Annotated in this window: 16 protein-coding genes; 1 reads left to right on the plus strand and 15 read right to left on the minus strand. The window is 33.9% G+C overall.

The window, feature by feature from the left end; genetic code table 11:
* Positions 1-23: 23 nt before the first annotated feature.
* From JG554_RS10340 to fakB1, 15 genes are all read right to left on the minus strand, one after another.
* On the minus strand, positions 24-1,472 hold the full coding sequence (locus JG554_RS10340; protein ID WP_046207437.1) for a tetratricopeptide repeat protein: 1,449 nt from the start codon (positions 1,470-1,472) through the stop codon (positions 24-26).
* 23 nt (positions 1,473-1,495) lie between these two features.
* Positions 1,496-1,972 (minus strand): acyltransferase, encoded by a 477-nt coding sequence (locus JG554_RS10345; protein WP_064209499.1) that lies wholly within the window; start codon positions 1,970-1,972, stop codon positions 1,496-1,498.
* Between the two features lie 9 nt (positions 1,973-1,981).
* Positions 1,982-2,818: a prolipoprotein diacylglyceryl transferase gene (gene lgt, locus JG554_RS10350; RefSeq protein WP_107360127.1), complete on the minus strand. Its 837-nt coding sequence runs from the start codon at positions 2,816-2,818 to the stop codon at positions 1,982-1,984.
* Positions 2,815-3,753: an HPr(Ser) kinase/phosphatase gene (gene hprK / locus JG554_RS10355; RefSeq protein WP_046207434.1), complete on the minus strand. Its 939-nt coding sequence runs from the start codon at positions 3,751-3,753 to the stop codon at positions 2,815-2,817. Before hprK ends, lgt begins: the two co-directional genes overlap by 4 nt.
* A 336-nt stretch (positions 3,754-4,089) precedes the next feature.
* Complete coding sequence (gene uvrA / locus JG554_RS10360; protein ID WP_070039117.1) at positions 4,090-6,927, minus strand: excinuclease ABC subunit UvrA; 2,838 nt, start codon at positions 6,925-6,927, stop codon at positions 4,090-4,092.
* A gap of 5 nt (positions 6,928-6,932) precedes the next feature.
* A complete protein-coding gene (uvrB, locus tag JG554_RS10365) occupies positions 6,933-8,918 on the minus strand; it encodes an excinuclease ABC subunit UvrB (RefSeq protein ID WP_176745312.1) in 1,986 nt (661 codons plus the stop codon).
* A gap of 308 nt (positions 8,919-9,226) precedes the next feature.
* Positions 9,227-9,457 carry a CsbA family protein gene (locus JG554_RS10370; protein WP_019469490.1) on the minus strand — a complete coding sequence of 77 codons (231 nt, stop codon included), beginning with the start codon at positions 9,455-9,457 and terminating at the stop codon, positions 9,227-9,229.
* Positions 9,458-9,462: 5 nt separating this feature from the next.
* Positions 9,463-10,104 (minus strand): YfbR-like 5'-deoxynucleotidase, encoded by a 642-nt coding sequence (locus JG554_RS10375; RefSeq protein ID WP_019469491.1) that lies wholly within the window; start codon positions 10,102-10,104, stop codon positions 9,463-9,465.
* 353 nt (positions 10,105-10,457) lie between these two features.
* Complete coding sequence (locus JG554_RS10380; RefSeq protein ID WP_107360126.1) at positions 10,458-11,378, minus strand: COG3942 and LysM peptidoglycan-binding domain-containing protein; 921 nt, start codon at positions 11,376-11,378, stop codon at positions 10,458-10,460.
* Positions 11,379-11,790: 412 nt separating this feature from the next.
* A protein-coding gene (prfB, locus tag JG554_RS10385) for a peptide chain release factor 2 (protein ID WP_107360125.1) occupies positions 11,791-12,916 on the minus strand; the annotation gives its coding sequence in 2 pieces (ribosomal slippage) (positions 11,791-12,843 and positions 12,845-12,916; 1,125 coding nt in all).
* A gap of 242 nt (positions 12,917-13,158) precedes the next feature.
* Positions 13,159-15,690, minus strand: a complete 2,532-nt coding sequence (gene secA, locus JG554_RS10390) for a preprotein translocase subunit SecA (protein ID WP_046207429.1) — start codon at positions 15,688-15,690, stop codon at positions 13,159-13,161.
* Positions 15,691-15,968: 278 nt separating this feature from the next.
* Complete coding sequence (hpf, locus tag JG554_RS10395; RefSeq protein WP_046207428.1) at positions 15,969-16,535, minus strand: ribosome hibernation-promoting factor, HPF/YfiA family; 567 nt, start codon at positions 16,533-16,535, stop codon at positions 15,969-15,971.
* 66 nt (positions 16,536-16,601) lie between these two features.
* Positions 16,602-17,162: a ComF family protein gene (locus tag JG554_RS10400; RefSeq protein ID WP_238394763.1), complete on the minus strand. Its 561-nt coding sequence runs from the start codon at positions 17,160-17,162 to the stop codon at positions 16,602-16,604.
* A 110-nt stretch (positions 17,163-17,272) separates the two neighbouring features.
* The gene (locus JG554_RS10405) at positions 17,273-18,541 is read right to left on the minus strand and encodes a DEAD/DEAH box helicase family protein (protein ID WP_107360124.1); all 1,269 of its coding nucleotides are present in this window, start codon (positions 18,539-18,541) and stop codon (positions 17,273-17,275) included.
* Between the two features lie 255 nt (positions 18,542-18,796).
* Positions 18,797-19,660: a fatty acid kinase binding subunit FakB1 gene (gene fakB1 / locus JG554_RS10410; RefSeq protein WP_064209507.1), complete on the minus strand. Its 864-nt coding sequence runs from the start codon at positions 19,658-19,660 to the stop codon at positions 18,797-18,799.
* Between the two features lie 138 nt (positions 19,661-19,798).
* On the opposite strand from fakB1, the gene JG554_RS10415 reads away from it, so the two are divergent.
* Positions 19,799-20,440 (plus strand): YigZ family protein, encoded by a 642-nt coding sequence (locus JG554_RS10415; RefSeq protein WP_046207424.1) that lies wholly within the window; start codon positions 19,799-19,801, stop codon positions 20,438-20,440.
* Positions 20,441-20,484: the final 44 nt, after the last annotated feature.

Here is a 20,484-nt window from a genome sequence, read left to right on the forward strand (position 1 = left end):
ACGATTTCTTGCATTTCATAAAATTATATGCTTACCAAATAATCTATCGTTTTATTCAAACGATAAGCTGTTATATCAAACCATTCCAATACTTGTTGCTTCGTAATCTTAGCATCCATACTACGATAATACATATAAACAAAAGCTGCCACATAATCATCTACATATGTTAAATCTGCTTGTTCTGCTATAATTGCCTCTGCTTTATCAATCCATACAATAAATAATTCTGCGTTATTTTTCAAATATTCAATATTATACAACATTAACATGCCTCTATGAATGAAATCTAACTTATTTAACTGTAAACCTTGAATAAGATAAGTTAAATATAGTTTTTCATAATCATTCATATCTTCTAAGACAGCCCATATATCTTGTGTGAGTAGTACTTCACGACCCTTTAATTGATTTAACAAGAAAATCCCGTATAACCTATGATGACTATCATCACTTAATAATAGTGGTAACACTTGCTCGTTAAAGTACGACTTGCTTTGTTCAATGACCCAAGGTGCATAACCTACATCTACCTTAGATATTTCTTGTAACTTGGACCAAAAAAATTTGCTATCTTCAATATGATTGAGATGATAATGATTATGGCTCAACGCATTATACATTTGTATAGAAAGAAATTTCCCTTTTCTATAAAGAGGTTGTAACAATTTTTGGGAAGCTTCATATTGTTTTAAATAACATAGGACAATACCTAATTTGAATGATTCATCATCATTCATAGGTACAACTTTACTTAAAATATTTAAATACCGTTGATACTTTTCTTGTTCATTAGTGTTATACAATAATAATGTGTAATGGCAAAGCGCATGTACATCGGTATTGTCCTCATTAAGCAAACGTTCAAACATTACTTTAGCAGTATCATATTCATTGAGATAAAGGTAACACATAGCTAATAAATTTCTAACCACTCGATGATCTTGAATCGCTTCATTTTGATTCAAAATAAAATTTCTTGCTTCAGGTAGTCTACCTTGTGAGAATAAATATTGAAAAATGAGTTGAACAGCAAATAATTGACATTCAATCTCAATCTTTTCTTCTGAGTTATAAGTAACTTCAAACATTTCTTCTAGCTCTTCTTGGTAATCATCATCTTCTGCTAAAATGACGTAATTCATTCCAAATAAAAAGGCTTTATTTGCTTCATTTAGTGTAATATTCAGTTGACTGAGTTGATAGTAACTATCCATGACTGATTCTTGCTTTGCAATCATTTCATAAAAAATATGTTCTGCTCTATTGTTATAACCAAGATGTGCGAGACACTCTGATAATTTTACTTTAATTTCAAAAACATCAAATTCCTGGGGTGACATTTCAAGCACTTTTTCATAGTATTCTGCTGCCTTTTTATAATCTTGTTGTTGATATTTTTGGTCCGCTAATTTCCTATAAAAAGGACTGTCAAGCTTCATTGAAATAATTTTATTGTTGTTTTGCGCCATCCATGTTCACCTCCTGTATTTAGTCATTGTTTCAGTTGCATTGGATTTCCGTACGCCAATGTGTGATTTGGGATATCTCTAGATACTACAGTACCAGCACCAACTTTCACATAATCCCCAATTTTTACACCAGGCAAAATGGTTACATTGGCTCCGATTAACGTATGATTTCCAATATCAACATGCCCTGTTCGAAATTCATCTACTAAAAATTCATGCGTCAAAATAGTTGTATTATAACCTATGACACAGTTTTCACCAATCGTGATATATTCAGGATGCAATAAATCAGGTACGACTTTAAATGCAAATGCACTATGTCTACCTATATTCATATTTAATAAATTGCGATACATCCAATGCTTTAATTTCACATTAGGTAAGTAGCGACAAACTTCAACAATCACTGTTTGCTTAAACATTTTGACGCGGCTTATATAACGATACATATGCCACAACGGATTTTCACCGTCAACTTTTAACTTTTTTAAGTCACGCATTATATTCTATCACTTCACCTTTTGCTTTGACCATGTTAAAGGGCCAACATCTTTATATCGTGGTGCATTATATTTCAATCTTCTAACTATCATAAGGACAATTCCAGCAACTATAAGCACGACAGACATCAGTTGAGCAACACGTATATCTCCAGTGAGCATTAAACTATCTGTGCGCAAACCTTCTACAAAGAATCTACCTATAGAATACCAGATAAGATATAGTGCGAAAGTATCACCTATACGTAAGTGTTTTCTTAATGAGATTAATATAACAAATCCTAGAATATCCCATATAGATTCGTATAAAAACGTCGGTTGGTAGTATTGGCCATCAATATACATATTGTCAATAATAAAGTCCGGTATATGGATATTTTCTAAAAATGATTTAGACACAGGACCACCATGGGCTTCATGATTCATAAAGTTACCCCATCGACCAATACCTTGTCCTAAAATCAAACTTGGCGCAATCACATCACCAATTTGAAATGGATTGATATTTTTTTGTTTACACACGAAAATACCTGTGATAAAACCACCAATTAGACCACCGTGGATAGCGATACCACCATACCAAATCATTGGTATTTCTACTGGATGTTGTGCATAGTATGGCCATTGAAAAATAACAAAATAGATTCTGGCTGCGATAAAACCAAAAATCGCACTCCAAAAGATGATATCAATCAATATATCTTTATCAAAACCTATGCGTTTAACACTTTCTTGAGCGATAAAATATCCTAATAGTATACCTACGGCGATGATAATGCCATACCAATGAACCGAAATAGGACCAAGCTCAAATGCGATTGGATCAATATAATTCAATAACATCATTGATTCTCCTTATTGTTGCTACCGTTACGCATAATTTCAGCATTTAAGCGTTCATTGAATTCTTCTGCAGTGTTAATGCCCATAATATTAAGTCTGTAGTTCATGGCTGCAACTTCAATAATCACTGCTACGTTACGACCTGGTCTAACCGGTATCGTCTTTTTAGTAATCTCAGTATCTAAGATGCGCAATGTTTCCTCATTCAAGCCAACACGGTCATACAATTTATCTTTATGCCAATTTTCCAAATGAATATTTAAACGTAAACGCTTTTCAGTCAAAATGGAACCTGCACCAAACAGTGTCATGACATTAATAATACCTAACCCTCTAATTTCTAATAAATGCTCTATTAATTTAGGTGGCCTACCAATCAATTCATCTTTACTTATTTCTCTAATTTCTACGTTGTCATCCGCGACAAGTCTGTGACCACGCTTGATTAATTCAAGTGCTGTTTCACTTTTACCAATACCTGAGTCTCCTGTTATAAGCACACCGACACCATACACATCTACCAACACACCGTGCAATGAAGTTGTTCTTGCCAGCTCATGTTCTAAGAAAGTCGTTAAACGACTCATTAATTGCGTTGTTGCAACTGTTGATGTGATAAGCGGTGTATCAAACTCTTTAGCTGATGCTACAAGCTCTTCTGGCGGTTCTAAATCTCTTGTCACAATAATGGCTGGTGTTTCTGGCCGGCATAATTTTTTCATACGTCCTTTGCGCTCTTCATCAGGTAGTAGGTTATAAAATGACAACTCTGTTGTCCCTAACAATTGAATGCGGTCGGATGCATAGTGAGAAAAATATCCAGCCATTTCTAATCCTGGTCTTGATATATCTGTGTTTTTTATTTGTTTATTTAAGCCTGACTCTCCAGCTATAAGCTCAAGGTTAAAGCGTTCAATTAAACTCTTTGTTGTTAACATAGGTTCACCTCTATTAATATTTCTCCTGAAATTACATATGTCATTATCATATCAAAAAGGACTGATAATCTATATAAAAAAGTACAGAAGTCCAAAATAAATCCCATCGTAAACATCATACCTTATATTATTTATGAATGAAATTACTGTTACTGATTTAAACATTTAATTTATTTTAAATCATTTTAAATTATTGCGTTGACCACCCAACATGTCTAAATAAATTAAAATATTAGGTATCAAAAAATACTCCATACATTCTGACATATGATGATGTCTACTTGTATGGAGTAACTAATATTTTATATGTTATTACAAAGTTTATTCAATATAACGTTATGCTTGAACAGTATCTCTTTCTAAAACTGGTTTTAAATATTGACCAGTATAGCTGCCCTTCACTTTTGCGATATCTTCTGGTGTGCCTGTTGCAACAATTGTGCCACCACCATCACCGCCTTCTGGACCTAAATCAATAATGTGATCAGCCATTTTTATAACGTCTAAATTGTGCTCAATGATAACAACTGTGTCACCATTATCAACCAATTTATTTAGTACTTTTAATAATCGACTAATATCATCAACATGCAAACCAGTGGTTGGTTCATCTAGGATATAGATAGAACGACCTGTAGAGCGTTTATGCAATTCTGAAGCAAGTTTAACACGTTGTGCTTCACCACCAGATAATGTCGTAGCCGGTTGTCCTAAAGTAACATAACCTAAACCAACATCAACTAATGTTTTCAATTTACGATGTATTTTAGGCACATTTTCAAAAAAGTTTGTTGCTTCTTCGGCAGTCATAGCCAAGACATCTGCAATGTTTTGACCTTTGTATGTTACTTCAAGCGTTTCACGATTGTATCTAGTACCACCACAAACTTCACAAGGCACATAAACATCTGGTAAAAAGTGCATTTCTATTTTAATGATACCGTCACCTTTACACGCTTCACAACGACCACCTTTAACATTAAAACTAAAGCGACCTTTAGAATAACCTCTCACTTTTGCTTCATTCGTTTGTGCAAAAATATCTCGTATATTATCAAAAACACCAGTATAGGTTGCTGGATTAGAACGTGGGGTTCTACCAATCGGCGATTGATCAATATCAATAATACGATCAAGTTGGTCTATACCGTTAATTTCATCATAATCTCCTGGTTTGACTTTAGATTTATTAATCTTCTTAGCTAATGACTTATACAATACTTCATTGACTAATGTACTTTTACCAGAACCAGACACACCTGTAACAACATTCATCGTTGAAAGCGGAAAGTCTACACTAACATCTTTCAAATTATTACTTCGTGCACCTTTAACACTAATCTTTCTATCCGTAACTTCACGACGTGATTCTGGCACCTCAATTTTTTTCTTACCACTCAAATATTGACCTGTTAATGAATTTGTATTTGCCATAACTTGTTTAGGCGTACCACTAGCAACAATTTCACCACCGTGTTCACCAGCACCTGGTCCTACGTCTACTAAGTAATCTGCAGCACGCATCGTATCATCATCATGTTCAACAACGATTAAAGTGTTACCTAGATCGCGCATTTCTTTTAATGTGCTAATTAACCGATCATTATCACGTTGATGCAAGCCTATAGAAGGTTCATCTAAAACATATAATACACCAGAAAGCCTAGAACCAATCTGAGTTGCCAAACGTATGCGTTGCGCCTCACCACCTGATAAAGAGCCAGATGCACGATTTAAGGTTAAGTACTCTAAACCTACGTTATATAAAAATTCTAATCTCGAATTAATCTCTTTTAGAATTTGATTGGCAATTTTTCTGTCTTGTTCTGACAATGTGATATGTTCATAGTTATATAATGCATCTTTAATTGAACGTTCTACTACTTCACCAATGTTTTTCCCATCCACATATACTGATAAGGCTTCACGGCTTAATCGTTTACCGTGGCAAGTTTCACAAGTGAGTTCTGTCATGTATTTGCTCATCATTTCTCTTACAAGTTCTGAAGGAGAATCATGATAACGTCTATTGATATTATTAATCACACCTTCAAACGCCATTGTACGTTTTCTCGTTTGGCCATTTCGTTGCTTGAATGTAAATTCAATTTCTTTATCTTTGGAACCATAAAGAATAATATCCTTTTGACGTTCAGTTAATTTTTTGAATGGTTTGTCCATATTTATTTTATAGACTTCACAAACACGATTTAATAATGTTGGATAAAAGTCTGAACTTGATGATTCCCAGGCAACGATTGCACCTTCATTCAATGATTTTTCTTTATCAGGAACGACTAAGTCTAAATCGACCATCAGTTTTTGTCCTAAACCATCACAAGTTGGACAAGCACCGAATGGGCTGTTAAAGCTAAACATTCGTGGTTCTAATTCTCCGATTGAGAATCCGCAAATGGGACAAGCATGATTTTCGGAAAATTTTAACTCATCGCCACCAATAATATCTACGATTAAGTTACCTTCAGCTAATTGCAACGCCGTTTCTATAGAATCTGCTAGACGTGTTTCAATACCTTCTTTGATTACAAGGCGATCTATGACAACTTCTATCGTATGATTCTTATTTTTATCTAAATTCGGCACTTCATTAACATCAGTAATTTCGCCATCAACACGCACACGTACATATCCCTTTTTACTAATATCATCAATTAATTTTTCGTGCGCACCTTTTCTATGAGTTACTACAGGCGCCAGTAATTGAATCTTACTACGCTCTTCAAGTTGTAAAACTTGATCGACCATTTGTTGCACAGTTTGAGATTCAATTTCGATACCATGATTTGGGCAAAATGGCTTCCCAACACGCGCATATAACAGACGAATATAATCATAAATTTCAGTAACTGTTGCAACTGTAGATCTTGGGTTTTTACTCGTTGTTTTTTGGTCTATTGAAATCGCAGGAGATAAACCTTCAATCGTATCGACATCTGGCTTGTCCATTTGTCCTAAAAACTGTCTTGCATAAGCACTTAATGACTCTACATATCTACGTTGACCTTCTGCATAAATCGTATCAAAAGCCAATGAAGATTTGCCTGATCCAGATAAACCTGTCATAACTATAAGTTTATTTTTAGGTATTTCAATATCAACATCTTTTAAATTATGGGCACGTGCCCCTTTAACTACAATGGATGGTTGTTTCATTTTCGTCACCCTTCTGCTTTTAATTCAAACAACATATCTCTGAGTTCAGTTGCTTTTTCAAAGTCTAAGTCTTTAGCTGCTTGCTTCATTTCTTTTTCTATATTATCAATCGTTTTCTCACGCTCTTTTTTCGTCATTTTCTTAGGTACTTCCGTACGTTTTGCTTCGTTTGTTTCATCTGTTTCAACAGTAGCACTGATTACATCATGAATTTTTTTGTTAATAGTAGTTGGTGTAATATTATACTTTTCATTATATGCTTGTTGAATCGATCTACGACGCTCTGTTTCATCAAGTGCATAGCGCATTGAATCCGTAATTTTATCACCATACATAATCACTTCACCACCACTATTACGGGCTGCACGACCTACTGTTTGGACAAGTGATCTCTGAGAGCGTAAGAAACCTTCTTTATCTGCATCTAAAATAACGACTAGTGATACTTCTGGTATATCAATACCCTCTCTTAATAAGTTAATACCAACGATCACATCGTAGGTACCCACACGTAAATCTCGAATAATTTCAATTCGCTCTAAAGTTTTAATTTCTGAATGTAAATAATTCACTTTAATTCCTGCTTCTTTCATATACGTGGTTAAGTCTTCACTCATCTTTTTAGTCAATGTCGTTACTAAAACACGTTCATTTCGTTCAATACGCGTTTGTATTTCGCCAAGCAGATCATCAATTTGATTTTCTGTAGGTCTCACTTCAATTTTAGGATCTAATAATCCTGTTGGACGAATGATTTGCTCCACCATTTCATCTGTATGTTCTAATTCATAAGGTCCTGGTGTAGCAGATACATATACGAGTTGTTTCGTTTTTTCTTCAAATTCTTCAAATTTTAACGGTCTATTGTCTAAAGCACTTGGTAGCCTAAATCCATGATCCACAAGCACTTGTTTACGCGCACGGTCACCATTATACATACCTCTAATTTGTGGTAATGTCACATGTGACTCATCAATCATCACAAGCCAGTCATCTCCAAAATAATCAAGCAATGTATAAGGCGTGGAACCCATGGGTCTAAGTGTCAAATGTACAGAATAATTTTCAATACCTGAACAAAATCCCATCTCTCTCATCATTTCCAAATCATAATTCGTTCTTTGTTCTAAGCGCTGAGCTTCAAGCAATTTATTCTCAGAACGCAATTCTGATAATCGTTCTTCAAGTTCATTTTCAATACGTTGGATGGCAGATTTCATTTTTTCTTCTCGTGTAACGAAGTGAGAAGCTGGGAAAATAGCAAAATGATCGCGCTCTCTCAACACTTCTCCAGTTAAGTAATTAACCTCACGTATTCTATCTATTTCATCTCCGAAAAATTCAACGCGAATACACATTTCTTCACGAGAGGCAGGAAATATTTCTACAACATCTCCTCTAACTCGGAACGTACCACGTCTGAAATCTATATCATTTCTTGTGTATTGCACATCTACTAATTTTTTAAGTAACTCGCTTCTGTCCATTTCCATACCTACACGAACACTAACCACTAAGTCCCGATATTCTTCTGGATTACCTAAACCATAGATACAGCTCACACTAGCTATGATAATAACGTCATCTCTTTCAAATAGTGCACTTGTCGCAGAGTGACGCAATTGGTCAATTTCATCATTAATTGACGCATCTTTTTCAATAAATGTGTCAGTTGATGGTACATACGCCTCTGGTTGATAATAATCGTAGTAACTGACAAAATACTCGACTCTATTTTCAGGAAAGAATTCTTTAAATTCACTATATAATTGTCCTGCTAACGTTTTGTTATGGGCGATGATTAAAGTCGGTTTACCAACTTGTTGAATCACATTACTCATTGTAAATGTCTTACCTGTACCCGTAGCTCCAAGTAAAGTCTGATGTCTCTTACCCGCATTCACACCATCTACAATTTGTCGAATCGCTTCAGGTTGATCCCCTTTAGGATCAAAATTCGATTGTAATTTAAATGGGTAGTGTTCCATAATGACACATGCCTCCTATTATATTTCTATCCGTTCGAACATAGTTTAAATATCTCATTTAATACGCGACTTACTATAGTGGCTGTAACTATATTTTACTTAAGTATACTATTAACAGTTTACATTTTAACAGATTTATTACCTTTAATACAAACATTTGTTCGCAAAAATGATATTTCACTAAATAAAAACAAACACAGTATAATACCATGTTTGTTTGCGTTCATAAATTTTTATTCAGATAAAATGAAGTTAAATAATTATATATCTTTCATCATGCTATTACAATTAAGTTGCTTAACGCTTAATACTTAATCATCTTCTTTTTTATGGAGTTCTAGTTGGTCAATAATTAAGTAACCTGCTAATAGCGAAGCAACGTCTATAAAAATAATCCATTCATCATGAAAAAATCCTTTTTCAATTGAAGTACCTATTAAAATCAAAGTTAAAATCGTACCTACCCATTTACTTCTAGTCAGTACGCTAAACAATACGACAAGTATGCATGGAAAAAAAGATGCAAGTATATACCAGATCATTCATGTCACCCGTTCCTATTATTTAAAATAGACATCGTTGTTTCTCGTAATTCCGATTTCGGTATAAATCTCTCTGTAAGCATTTCAGGAATAATATTTTCTATAAAATCTTGTACTGAATTCAAATGATCAAATTGCATGATTGTTTCTAATGACATTTCGTATATTTCAAAAAATAGTGGTTCAGGATTACGTTTTTGAATTTCACCAAATGTTTCATATAACAAATCAATTTTATCAGCAACTGATAAGATTTGACCTTCTAACGAATCGTCTTTTCCTTCTTGCAGTCGCTCTCGGTATATGGATTGATATTGCTCTGGTATTTCTTCGTTTATAAAATGATCTACCATTTCTTCTTCTACTTGTGAGAATAATTTTTTTAATTCTCCACTCGCATATTTGACTGGCGTTTTAATATCCCCTGTAAAAATTTCGGCGAAATCATGGTTTAAGGCTTTTTCGTATAAGCTTTTCCAATCTACTTTATTGCCGTGATATTCTTCTACTGTACCTAAATACTGAGCAATTTTAGTCACTTTAAAAGAATGTGCAGCAACATTATGCTCAAAATATTTAAATTTCCCAGGCAATCGTATTAATTTTTCTAAGTCTGATAAACGTTTAAAATATTGATGTACTCCCATGATAGCGCCTCCTCATTTATTTAATGATTGATTATACTTGATTTTATAATATCATTCCATATGTAAAATGTCTTTTTAATGCCGTTAAATATCATCAAATCGTTCTAATTTTAAAATATAACTTACTTTTTTGTCTTTCAAGTTTTACTCATTTTACAAAATTCAAAAATAATAAGACTGTAATAAATTTTAGTGAAAAGTATATTAAGTGTGAAAAATACTGACTCTGAGGCGTTTAGACTGTATGCAGGACCTTTAAGATAATAAGCCCGAGACATGTTTATGTCCCGGGCTATACATTAAGAATATTGTTACAATTTCAGATGAAACTGCTAGATATAAGTTTTTATTTTTTAATGAATATAATTATATTGTCCTGAATTGTAAATCGTTCTATAGGATTTTTGTCCCAAGCCTTGCATGTTCATCTCTGAAACTAAAATGGAGCCATCACTGTTTTGACGTTCTACAATCCCTACATGACCATAATTTCCAGCGCTACTCTGTAAAATAGCACCTACTTCAGGTGTAGCATTAACCACATAACCATTTTGACGCGCAGCCGATGCCCAGTTATTAGCATTGCCCCATAAATTGCCTATAGATTTACCAAGTTGTTGACGTCTATCAAAAGCATAGTATGTACACTGCCCCCAGGCATAATAATTCTGCCCACCGGCTACATAGTGTTTTGATTGATAGCTATTATTGTGAAGGTTGTGACTATTTGAAGTGGTATTGCGCGCATCAACACTGTTATTTGACCAAGATTGCTGCTTTACTGGTATATAATCGTTCGCTAATCTTGTGAAAGCATTACTGTTTTCAGTTGTCACCACTGTTGTGAATGGATCATTATTCGAGTCACTTTGTACGTATGCACTCTGTAGTTGGTTGTCTAAATGTGACGATCCTTTTTCAGAAACTGCAATGAGTTGCCCAGGATAAATTGTTTCAGTAATGAATGGATTTAATTGATAAAGTTCATTTAAACTGAGGTGATGTTTATTCGCAATACTTTGAAGTGTATCGCCTTCTTTAACTTCTACAATATCTTCGTCAGGTAATACAAGCGTTTGCCCAACCTTAACCGACTGCACAAATTCCATATGATTCAATGATTGTATCGTATGAGTCGTTGTTGCGAATGCATGCGCTATATTTGATAAATCCGTATCTTCTTTCACTGTATGTACTTGATCAGCTGACGCTAGACCATTCATTCCAAAAAACAGTGCTGCAGAAGTTACAGAAAAAGTTAAGCCTTTCTTCATGATGTATTTCAATCCTTTGCTGTCTAATTTTATTCAATATTTAATCAATCATAATATAGCATATTCTCTGAATACTTTTACCCTTGTTATCGTTTTGTAATGCAAAAGATATTTTTGAATGAATCCCCTTTTAACGCTTTAATCATAGCTTTCTTATCTTTATCACAATAGTTTTAATCACCTTTGAATATCTGTTAACTTTAACTGTAATATTTAAGTTTGTATTTTACATATAAGTAGTAGTTTATCTAAAAATTACTGAAATAAATTAAGCAGTCGTTTCGTATGAACGTGTCAGTCTTGCCTACTTTATACTGCTATAAAAAATATGAGTAAGTTAGAAAACAATAAGTTATACATTGGTTTCTAGCTCACTCATAAAGTTATGAATAATAATTGTTCTATTTAAGTATTAATCTTTTTCTGAATGATTCAGATTCATTTGCTTGCGTAGATAAGCTTCGATAAACGGTCCTAAATCACCATCCATGACTGCATCGACTTTACCGGTTTCTTCGTTTGTTCTATGATCTTTAACCATTGCATATGGATGGAATACATAAGATCTAATTTGACTTCCCCAACCGATTTCTTTTTGTTCTCCACGGATTTCGGCCATTTCTTGTTCTTGTTCCTCAATTTTTAATTGATATAGTTTAGACTTCAATGTTTTCATTGCAGCCTCTCTGTTTTTGATCTGTGAACGTTCATTCTGGTTATTTACCACAATACCTGTTGGATGATGGGTAATTCTAATAGCAGATTCGGTTTTATTGATATGTTGACCACCTGCGCCCGAAGCTCTAAATGTATCAACAGTAATATCATCAGGATTGATTTCTACTTCTATTTCAGTGTTATTAAATTGTGGTATGACATCACATGAAGCAAAAGATGTATGTCGACGACCAGATGAATCAAACGGTGATATGCGTACGAGTCGATGTACACCTTTCTCGGCTTTTAAAAAACCATATGCATTATGACCTTTCACAATCATTGTTACACTTTTTACGCCCGCTTCATCTCCAGGTAAATAGTCTGCGATTTCAACTTTAAAGCCTTTTTGCTCACAGTAGCGTTGATACATTCTCAACAACATATTTGTCCAATCTTGTGATTCAGTACCACCTGCACCAGGATGCAATTCAATAATTGCATCATTCGCGTCATAAGGCCCATCTAACAATAATTGTAGTTCAAATTGGTTTAATTCGTTTTGAAAATGAGTGACGCTCGCTTCTAAATCGTCTTTCATCGACGTATCGTCTTCTTCTAACAATAATTCTCGTGTCGTTTCCATATCTTCTATATTTGCTTCTAAATCTCTGTACGCATTGACAACAGATTTTAAAGCATTATTTTTATCTATTACGTCTTGCGCTTTATCTTGATTATCCCAAAACGAAGGATCCGCCATCATTTCTTCGTATTCTTGTATGTTTGTCTCTTTTTCTTCTAAGTCAAAGAGACCCCCTAAGTTGTTCTAACTTTTCTTTATAAGCATCTAAATTACGCTTAATTTCAGATAATTCCATTATGCATCTCTCCTAAATTTTTCGAATGAAGTATAATTACTAAATTAATTACTAGACTATCATACATATGATACAAAATATAAACTGTTAATTTCAACTTAAGCACCAAATCGCTGCTAGCTTATGTTAAAAAAACATCTTTCACAGTTAAACGCTACAATTTAACTGTAAAAGATGCCTGACATATAAAAATAATTCAAATAGTGAAATCCTGTCTCACATGTGTATCATATTAGATAAACTTAAGCGCCATGACAGTTTTTATACTTCTTACCACTACCGCAAGGACATGGGTCATTTCTACCTATATGTTCATCTTTAACATAAGGCTCTGCTTTCGCTTTTTCTTTTCCATCTTCTGCTGATACATGCTCAGCTTTACCAAAATCAGTTGTCTTATCACGTTCTACGTCATCTTCAACGGAAATCACTGATTTTAGAATATATTTACTTACGTCTTCTTCAATGTTTTGCATCATAGTATCAAATAATTGGTGACCTTCATTTTGATAGTCACGTAGTGGATTTTGTTGTCCATACGAACGTAAGTGAATACCTTGACGCAATTGATCCATTGTATCGATATGGTCTGTCCAATGTGTGTCAATAGAGCGAAGTAAAATCATACGTTCAAATTCATCAAACTGACTACCAATTTTTTCTTTTTGCTCTTTTAATGCTATTTCTATTTTTGACCATACAACCTCAAAAATATCATCATTATCTTTTCCATTAATATCTTCAACTTTTAATTCACCTTCATTCAAGAAGACGTCTTCTACATAGTTGATGAATGGTTCATAGTCTGGATCGTCATCTTCTTCATTTACATAATATTGAATACTTCTTTCTAATGTAGAGCGTAGCATTGCGTTAATTAATTCGCTACTTTCATCGCTGTCAATAATATCATTACGTTCACTATAGATAATTTCACGTTGTTTACGCAGTACATCATCATACTCAAGGACACGTTTACGAGCGTCAAAGTTATTACCTTCAACACGTTTTTGAGCTGATTCAACAGCACGAGAAACCATTTTAGATTCAATTGGTGTTGAATCATCCATACCCAATCGATTCATCATATTTTGTAAACGTTCCGAACCAAAGCGCACCATTAACTCATCTTGTAACGATAGATAGAAACGGCTATCACCTTTGTCACCTTGACGACCTGAACGACCACGTAATTGGTCATCTATACGACGTGATTCATGGCGCTCCGTACCAATTACTGCTAAACCACCAATTTCTTCAACACCATCACCTAATTTGATATCCGTACCACGGCCAGCCATGTTGGTAGCTATTGTCACTGCACCGCGTTGGCCAGCACTTGCGATAATGTCCGCTTCACGTTCGTGATTTTTCGCATTTAAGACATCATGACGTACGCCATGTTTTTTCAATAAGTTAGAAATATATTCACTTGTTTCAACGGCAACAGTCCCTAATAAGACTGGTTGACCTTGTTTGTGCTTTTGAATGACATCTTCTACAACTGCATCAAATTTACCTTTTTGACTGATATAAATTAAATCTGGCTTATCAATACGTTGTACTGGTCTGTTCGTAGGAATTTGTGTAACTGTCATATTGTAAATATTTCTAAATTCTTCTTCTTCTGTTTTTGCAGTACCTGTCATACCAGATAATTTATTATACATTCTGAAGTAGTTTTGGAATGTAATTGAAGCCATTGTTTTGGATTCGTTTTGAATTTTCACACCTTCTTTAGCTTCAATCGCTTGGTGCAATCCTTCTGAAAAACGACGTCCAGGCATTGTACGTCCTGTAAATTGGTCAACAATCAATACTTCGCCGTTGTTCACCATATAATCTACGTCTCTTTGTAACGTAACATGCGCACGTAACGCTGTATTAATATGACTGATGATATCAACATTTTTCACGTCGTAAAGGTTATCAATTTTAAACATACGCTCTGCTTTATCAATACCTTGTTCTGTTAATTGCACAGCTTTTGTCTTTTCATCATAATTATAATCATCTTCGTTTTTAAGCATTTTAGCAAAAACATTTGCTTGCGTATAAAGTGACGTTGACTTCTCCGCCTCTCCTGAAATAATAAGCGGCGTACGTGCTTCATCAATTAAGATTGAATCTACTTCATCAATAATCGCAAAATTAAGTGGTCTCATCACGCGTTCTTCTGCATAATTCACCATGTTATCACGTAAGTAGTCAAATCCTAATTCGTTGTTGGTACTATAAGTAATATCACATGCGTAAGCTTCTCTTTTCTCTGCAGTAGTTTTACTATTTAAGTTCAAACCAACACTTAATCCAAGAAATTCATATAATTCTGCCATTTCTTCACTCTGTACACTAGATAAATATTCATTGACTGTAATAACATGTACACCGCGTCCTGTTAACGCATTTAAATAAACTGGCATTGTCGCCGTTAACGTTTTACCTTCACCAGTTCTCATTTCAGAAATGTCGCCACCATGAATGGCTATACCACCCATAACTTGCACTTTATAAGGAATCATGTTGAACACACGTTTTGACCCTTCTCTTACCAATGCAAAGGCTTCTGGTAAAATATCATCTAAAATTTTATTTTGCTTTTTAATATCGTCTTCTGCTTGAACTTGCGCTTGAAAATTTTTTGTCTTTTCTTTAATTTCTTCATCAGTTAATATCGACATATCCTCTTCTAGTGCAAGGACTTTGTCGGCTAATTTACCAAGGCGTTTTATTTCTCTTTTATTGCCATCTGCAATTTTTGATAAAAAACCCATTCTGTTCGCTCCTTTAGCTATATAACTCTTAGTTTACAACAATTTATAATATCATTTATAAGCCTAAATTTACACTTATTACGTTTATCGTGCCATCTATACTATATTTACTTACATGCTTTTGAATACAAATTATAATATTGACTCATTTAAAATATACACAACATACATGTTCACTTTCAAATTATTACATAATAACACAGCAAAAAATGAGCGTCCATGATTTCACTCAATCATGGACGCTACTACTTTATAAATATGATACTAATTTAATTAAATTATTCAGTTGTTTCAATTAGTCCATATTTGCCATCTTTTCTTTTATAAACTATGCTCGTACCATCTGTTTCACGATCTGTAAAAATGAAAAAATCATGGCCCAATAAATCCATTTGCAATACTGCTTCTTCAGAATCCATAGGTTTTAAACTGAAATTTTTTGAACGAATAATCTCAATTTCACTATCATTGTCATCATTTTGAAGATTTTCTGCTTCTTGTTCTTCAGGTAATGATGCAAAAGCTTCTTGTTCGTCATTTTTTCTATTTTTACGATTTACACGCGTTTTATATTTTCTAACTTGTCTTTCCAATTTGCTATTAATTAAATCAATACCAGCGTATAAATCATCATGACGTTCTTCCGCTCTTAGCGTAACATTTTTCAATGGAATAGTTACTTCTATTTTAGTTGCTGAGTTTTGGTACGTTTTAACTTTAACGTGTGCAGTTGCATTTGGCACATTGTTAAAGTAACGTTCTAATTTACCAATTTTCTCCTCAATATAGTTGCGAATCGCATCAGTAATAGTGAGGTTCTCTCCGTGAATTTCAAATCTGATCATAGTAATCGACTCCTTTAAAACCTCTATATTGGTAATAGTGCTTATTTCTATAATACCACGAATAACCTAGCGTGCAAACGTAAACACATCGAATTTTCTGATTTTTCTATCAAGTAATAGCTGTGCCGCATTATGAACCGTTAAGCCCGTAGTATAAATGTCATCGATCAATAAAATACATTTTCCTTTTAAATCCACACTTTGTTCCATTACAAAAGGATTGGGTCGTTGCATACGTTTTTGTTTACTTAATTCTGATTGTTTAATATGTGAGTGTGTGGCAAGCAGACAATGATACTTAACTTTTTGTATGTCTAATATTAGTTGTACGGGGTTAAATGTTCTTTCTTTATCTCTAAATAAAGGAGACGGTATGGAGATAATGTAATCATATTTGTAATGAGGCAATTTAACTTTTTCTGCTATTATTTCTGCGATTGCAACATCTCTTTGAAATTTATATTGTTGAATCATTTCTTTTACAATACCGTCATATCCGTAATAACAATACAATTTATTCATTAATTTAAACTTCGAAGCTAACTCGGCACAATCCGAACATAATATTTCAGTTTCATTGCGTAACTTCAAACATGTTGCACATCGATTCGTCGTCTTTAATTTCATTACCTCCCAGAGATGATTGCAATCATCGCACAATTTTGAAGCCTTTTTGTAAAACGTAAATGCATTTAAAGTTTCTGAATAATAGATGTGACAATATAAACATTTCGTAGTCAATCTATCCACCCTCTTTTTTGTGCAAGTTGATTCATTTTCCTTATCTGATATTGAGCTTTAATCATAGATAGTGTGATCCCTTCATGCATACAAAATACACTTCCTGTAGGTGCTTCTGCTTTTCTTCCAACTCTTCCTGATATTTGAATGATGGCACTCGTTTCAAACTGATGACTGTTTATGATTACAACATCGAGTTTTGCCATAGTAAAGCCTCTTTCTAAAATGGTAGTGGTGAAAACAACGGTATGTTCCCCGTTTCTCAAACGTTTCACCTTATCAAAACGAAATACATCATTGCTGTAGACATATGTTAAAGATGGAATTTCAGCTTTATATAACTGATACAGTTGTTTCATTAAAGTAATATTGTTAAAAAAGACTAGCGTATATCGTCGTTGATTGACTTGATGCTGTAAAAATCGTAATAATTTATATTGCTTTTTATTGGGATTGATTCTAAGGAATTTAAATTGAGGCACGGGTAAAGGATGTCTATGAAAACGCGCAGGTAATTGAATAATTTCTAAATTGCTAATTTGTTTCATTAAAGCTTTTGTTGGTGTGGCAGTCATTAATATATGACAGTGCTTTAACTTCGAGGCATGCTGCAATGCTTGTATTAACGTTGGTTCTGTAGGTAAAGGAAAGGCATCTACTTCATCTACAATTATCACATCAAAATGTTGTTTGAAACGATAGAGTTGATGAATTGTGGCGATAACAAAATGGCCATTATACTGTTGCTGTGATGATTGGTGCAATACATCTATTTTTTCTTCGTGAAAAGCTGCTTTAATCCTCATGCTGACTTCTAAAACAACATCAACTCGAGGAGATACAATTGCGACATTATAACCGTGGTTCCGCGCAAATTTAATTCCTTCAAATATCATCTCAGTTTTACCTGCACCTGTGACTGCATGGAGCAATAGTGAACGAAAGCCTGCAATCGCTGATACAATTTTGTCAGATGCAAATTGTTGTTGTTCTGATAATTTGAATGGTAATTGATAATGACAAGGTGTCATTACATGCTGACTTTCTATGATATAGATTTCAGTTATATTATCCATTCTACCCATATTGATACAATTTCTACAGTAGACAATCTCCTTATCTAACACTGTTGATAGATATTTGTAAAAATGCGTTTGTCGGCGTGAGTGACATTGAGCACATGTCCAATAGCCATTATCTAATACCACACCTTTCGTTGTTTGCTTTATACGTTCATCTGTTAATAAGGATTTATCATTAATCATTCTTCCATAATATTTAATTGTATGTTTCCTCCAAACCAAAAAGCGAGTCAAAAATTAAATTTCACTTTAATTTCAAAGACCCGCCATAAAATAAATGATTTATTTGTTATTCGTACAGTAATTTAAATGCTAAACAACTCATTTGTCATATTATGGTTGGCATCGATGACTGAACGAAGTGTTGGTTTCACTATACATCTCTTGCAAAAATACTACTTTTCTTAAAAATGATAATAAGACTTTTGAATCTATAATTTAGTCTATACGAATAGATCTACCAGTGAAACCTAAGCCCATACCGCCTGGTCCTAAATGAGCTGCGACCACAGGGCCTAAATTTGAACGGTGTACTTTATATTGTGGATAGTTTTTTTGTAATTCATTGTACAGCCAGTCTGTATCCTCTTGAACATCTCCACCTATAACTAATAACGTAACCTCTTCATAATCTTTAACGATATCAATCACTTTATTGATAATTTCTTTAAGCGCACGTTTTTTAGTGCGTATTTTTTCATCTGGCAAAATTAAACCGTCTTCAAACCTTAAGACTGGTTTCATTTTTAACATCGTACCAATCCACGCTTGGGCTCCTGTAATACGACCACTTTTTTGCAAGTTTTTTAAATCGTCTACCATCAATCTCGCACCAGTGACTTCTCGCATTGCTTCAAGCTCTTTAATAATAGCGTTCGGTGTTTCATTTTGTTCAATTAATTCAATTGCTCGTAATACGAAACTCCCCATTGCCATAGCTGAAATTTTCGAATCAAACGTATGAACATTAATACCTTCAACCATTTCACCCGCTTGTGTAGCTGTTTGATAAGTACCACTGATACCTGAAGAAAGGAAAACGCCTATGACATCCGTATAGCCTTCATCACGTAATTGTTCGTATTTAGTTACAAATTCACCGATTGCCGGCTGACTTGTCGTAGGAATTGTTTTAGATGCTTTCATTCTTTCGTAGAATTCATTTGCTGAAATAGATGCATTTTCTTCAAAATTTTCACCGTTATCAAAAGTTACACTTAGTGGGGCAATATTTATATTATATTTATCAATTAATGTTTGAGATAGATAACTCGTTGAATCTGTTAATACAGCAATTTTCATCATAATCCTCCTCAATTATACTCACAACTATGATACATTATTTTATATTAAAAGAAAATTTATTTTTACATTAAACTTGAATTCAGAACCGTGTATAATAATAGGTATTGATCGAAACTATGACTGGAGTGTTTAAATATGGATGAATCAATCATAACAATAAAGCAAGAACATATGATAGAAAATGTAATTAGCAAATCACGCTTTATTGCCCATATCAAACCTGTTGAATCTGAAGCAGACGCTAAAGACTTTATCAACTTGGTAAAATCAGAACATCGTGAAGCGACACATAATTGTTCAGCCTATACAGTTGGAGCACAGATGAATATTCAAAAAGCAAATGATGACGGAGAGCCAAGTGGAACTGCAGGCGTACCAATGCTTGAAATATTAAAAAAACTAGAAGTTCACAATGTTTGTGTCGTAGTTACGCGTTATTTCGGTGGTATAAAATTGGGCGGCGGTGGTTTAATAAGAGCATATAGTGGTGCTGTGAGAGATGTTATTTATGAAGTAGGACGTGTTGCTTTGCGTTCAGCAATACCAACTACAATCACTATCGATTATGATCTTACAGGTAAATTTGAATATGAATTAGCACAAACATCATTCTTCTTACGAAACACAACCTACACAGACAAAGTGAGTTATCAAATAGACGTGGTAGAAGCGGAGTATGACGATTTTATTGCTTTTCTAAATAAAATCACTTCTGGTAACTATGATTTAGATGAGCAAGCTATCATTAAGCTACCTTTTGACATACCAACAAACTGAACCATTTCCATTTCAGTTTATGACCTTTCAAAAATGCATAACTG

Origin of the sequence: Staphylococcus sp. 11-B-312 (genome assembly GCF_016743055.1) — a bacterium.
In the GTDB taxonomy this organism is placed as follows: Bacteria; Bacillota; Bacilli; order Staphylococcales; family Staphylococcaceae; genus Staphylococcus; species Staphylococcus ureilyticus.

Coding starts and splice junctions, on each gene's coding strand:
- JG554_RS10340 (WP_046207437.1), bottom strand. CDS start 1,472: ATGGCGCAAAACAACAATAAAATTATTTCAATGAAGCTTGACAGTCCT.
- JG554_RS10345 (WP_064209499.1), bottom strand. CDS start 1,972: ATGCGTGACTTAAAAAAGTTAAAAGTTGACGGTGAAAATCCGTTGTGG.
- lgt (WP_107360127.1), bottom strand. CDS start 2,818: ATGATGTTATTGAATTATATTGATCCAATCGCATTTGAGCTTGGTCCT.
- hprK (WP_046207434.1), bottom strand. CDS start 3,753: ATGTTAACAACAAAGAGTTTAATTGAACGCTTTAACCTTGAGCTTATA.
- uvrA (WP_070039117.1), bottom strand. CDS start 6,927: ATGAAACAACCATCCATTGTAGTTAAAGGGGCACGTGCCCATAATTTA.
- JG554_RS10370 (WP_019469490.1), bottom strand. CDS start 9,457: ATGATCTGGTATATACTTGCATCTTTTTTTCCATGCATACTTGTCGTA.
- JG554_RS10375 (WP_019469491.1), bottom strand. CDS start 10,104: ATGGGAGTACATCAATATTTTAAACGTTTATCAGACTTAGAAAAATTA.
- JG554_RS10380 (WP_107360126.1), bottom strand. CDS start 11,378: ATGAAGAAAGGCTTAACTTTTTCTGTAACTTCTGCAGCACTGTTTTTT.
- secA (WP_046207429.1), bottom strand. CDS start 15,690: ATGGGTTTTTTATCAAAAATTGCAGATGGCAATAAAAGAGAAATAAAA.
- hpf (WP_046207428.1), bottom strand. CDS start 16,535: ATGATCAGATTTGAAATTCACGGAGAGAACCTCACTATTACTGATGCG.
- JG554_RS10400 (WP_238394763.1), bottom strand. CDS start 17,162: ATGAAATTAAAGACGACGAATCGATGTGCAACATGTTTGAAGTTACGC.
- JG554_RS10405 (WP_107360124.1), bottom strand. CDS start 18,541: ATGATTAATGATAAATCCTTATTAACAGATGAACGTATAAAGCAAACA.
- fakB1 (WP_064209507.1), bottom strand. CDS start 19,660: ATGAAAATTGCTGTATTAACAGATTCAACGAGTTATCTATCTCAAACA.
- JG554_RS10415 (WP_046207424.1), top strand. CDS start 19,799: ATGGATGAATCAATCATAACAATAAAGCAAGAACATATGATAGAAAAT.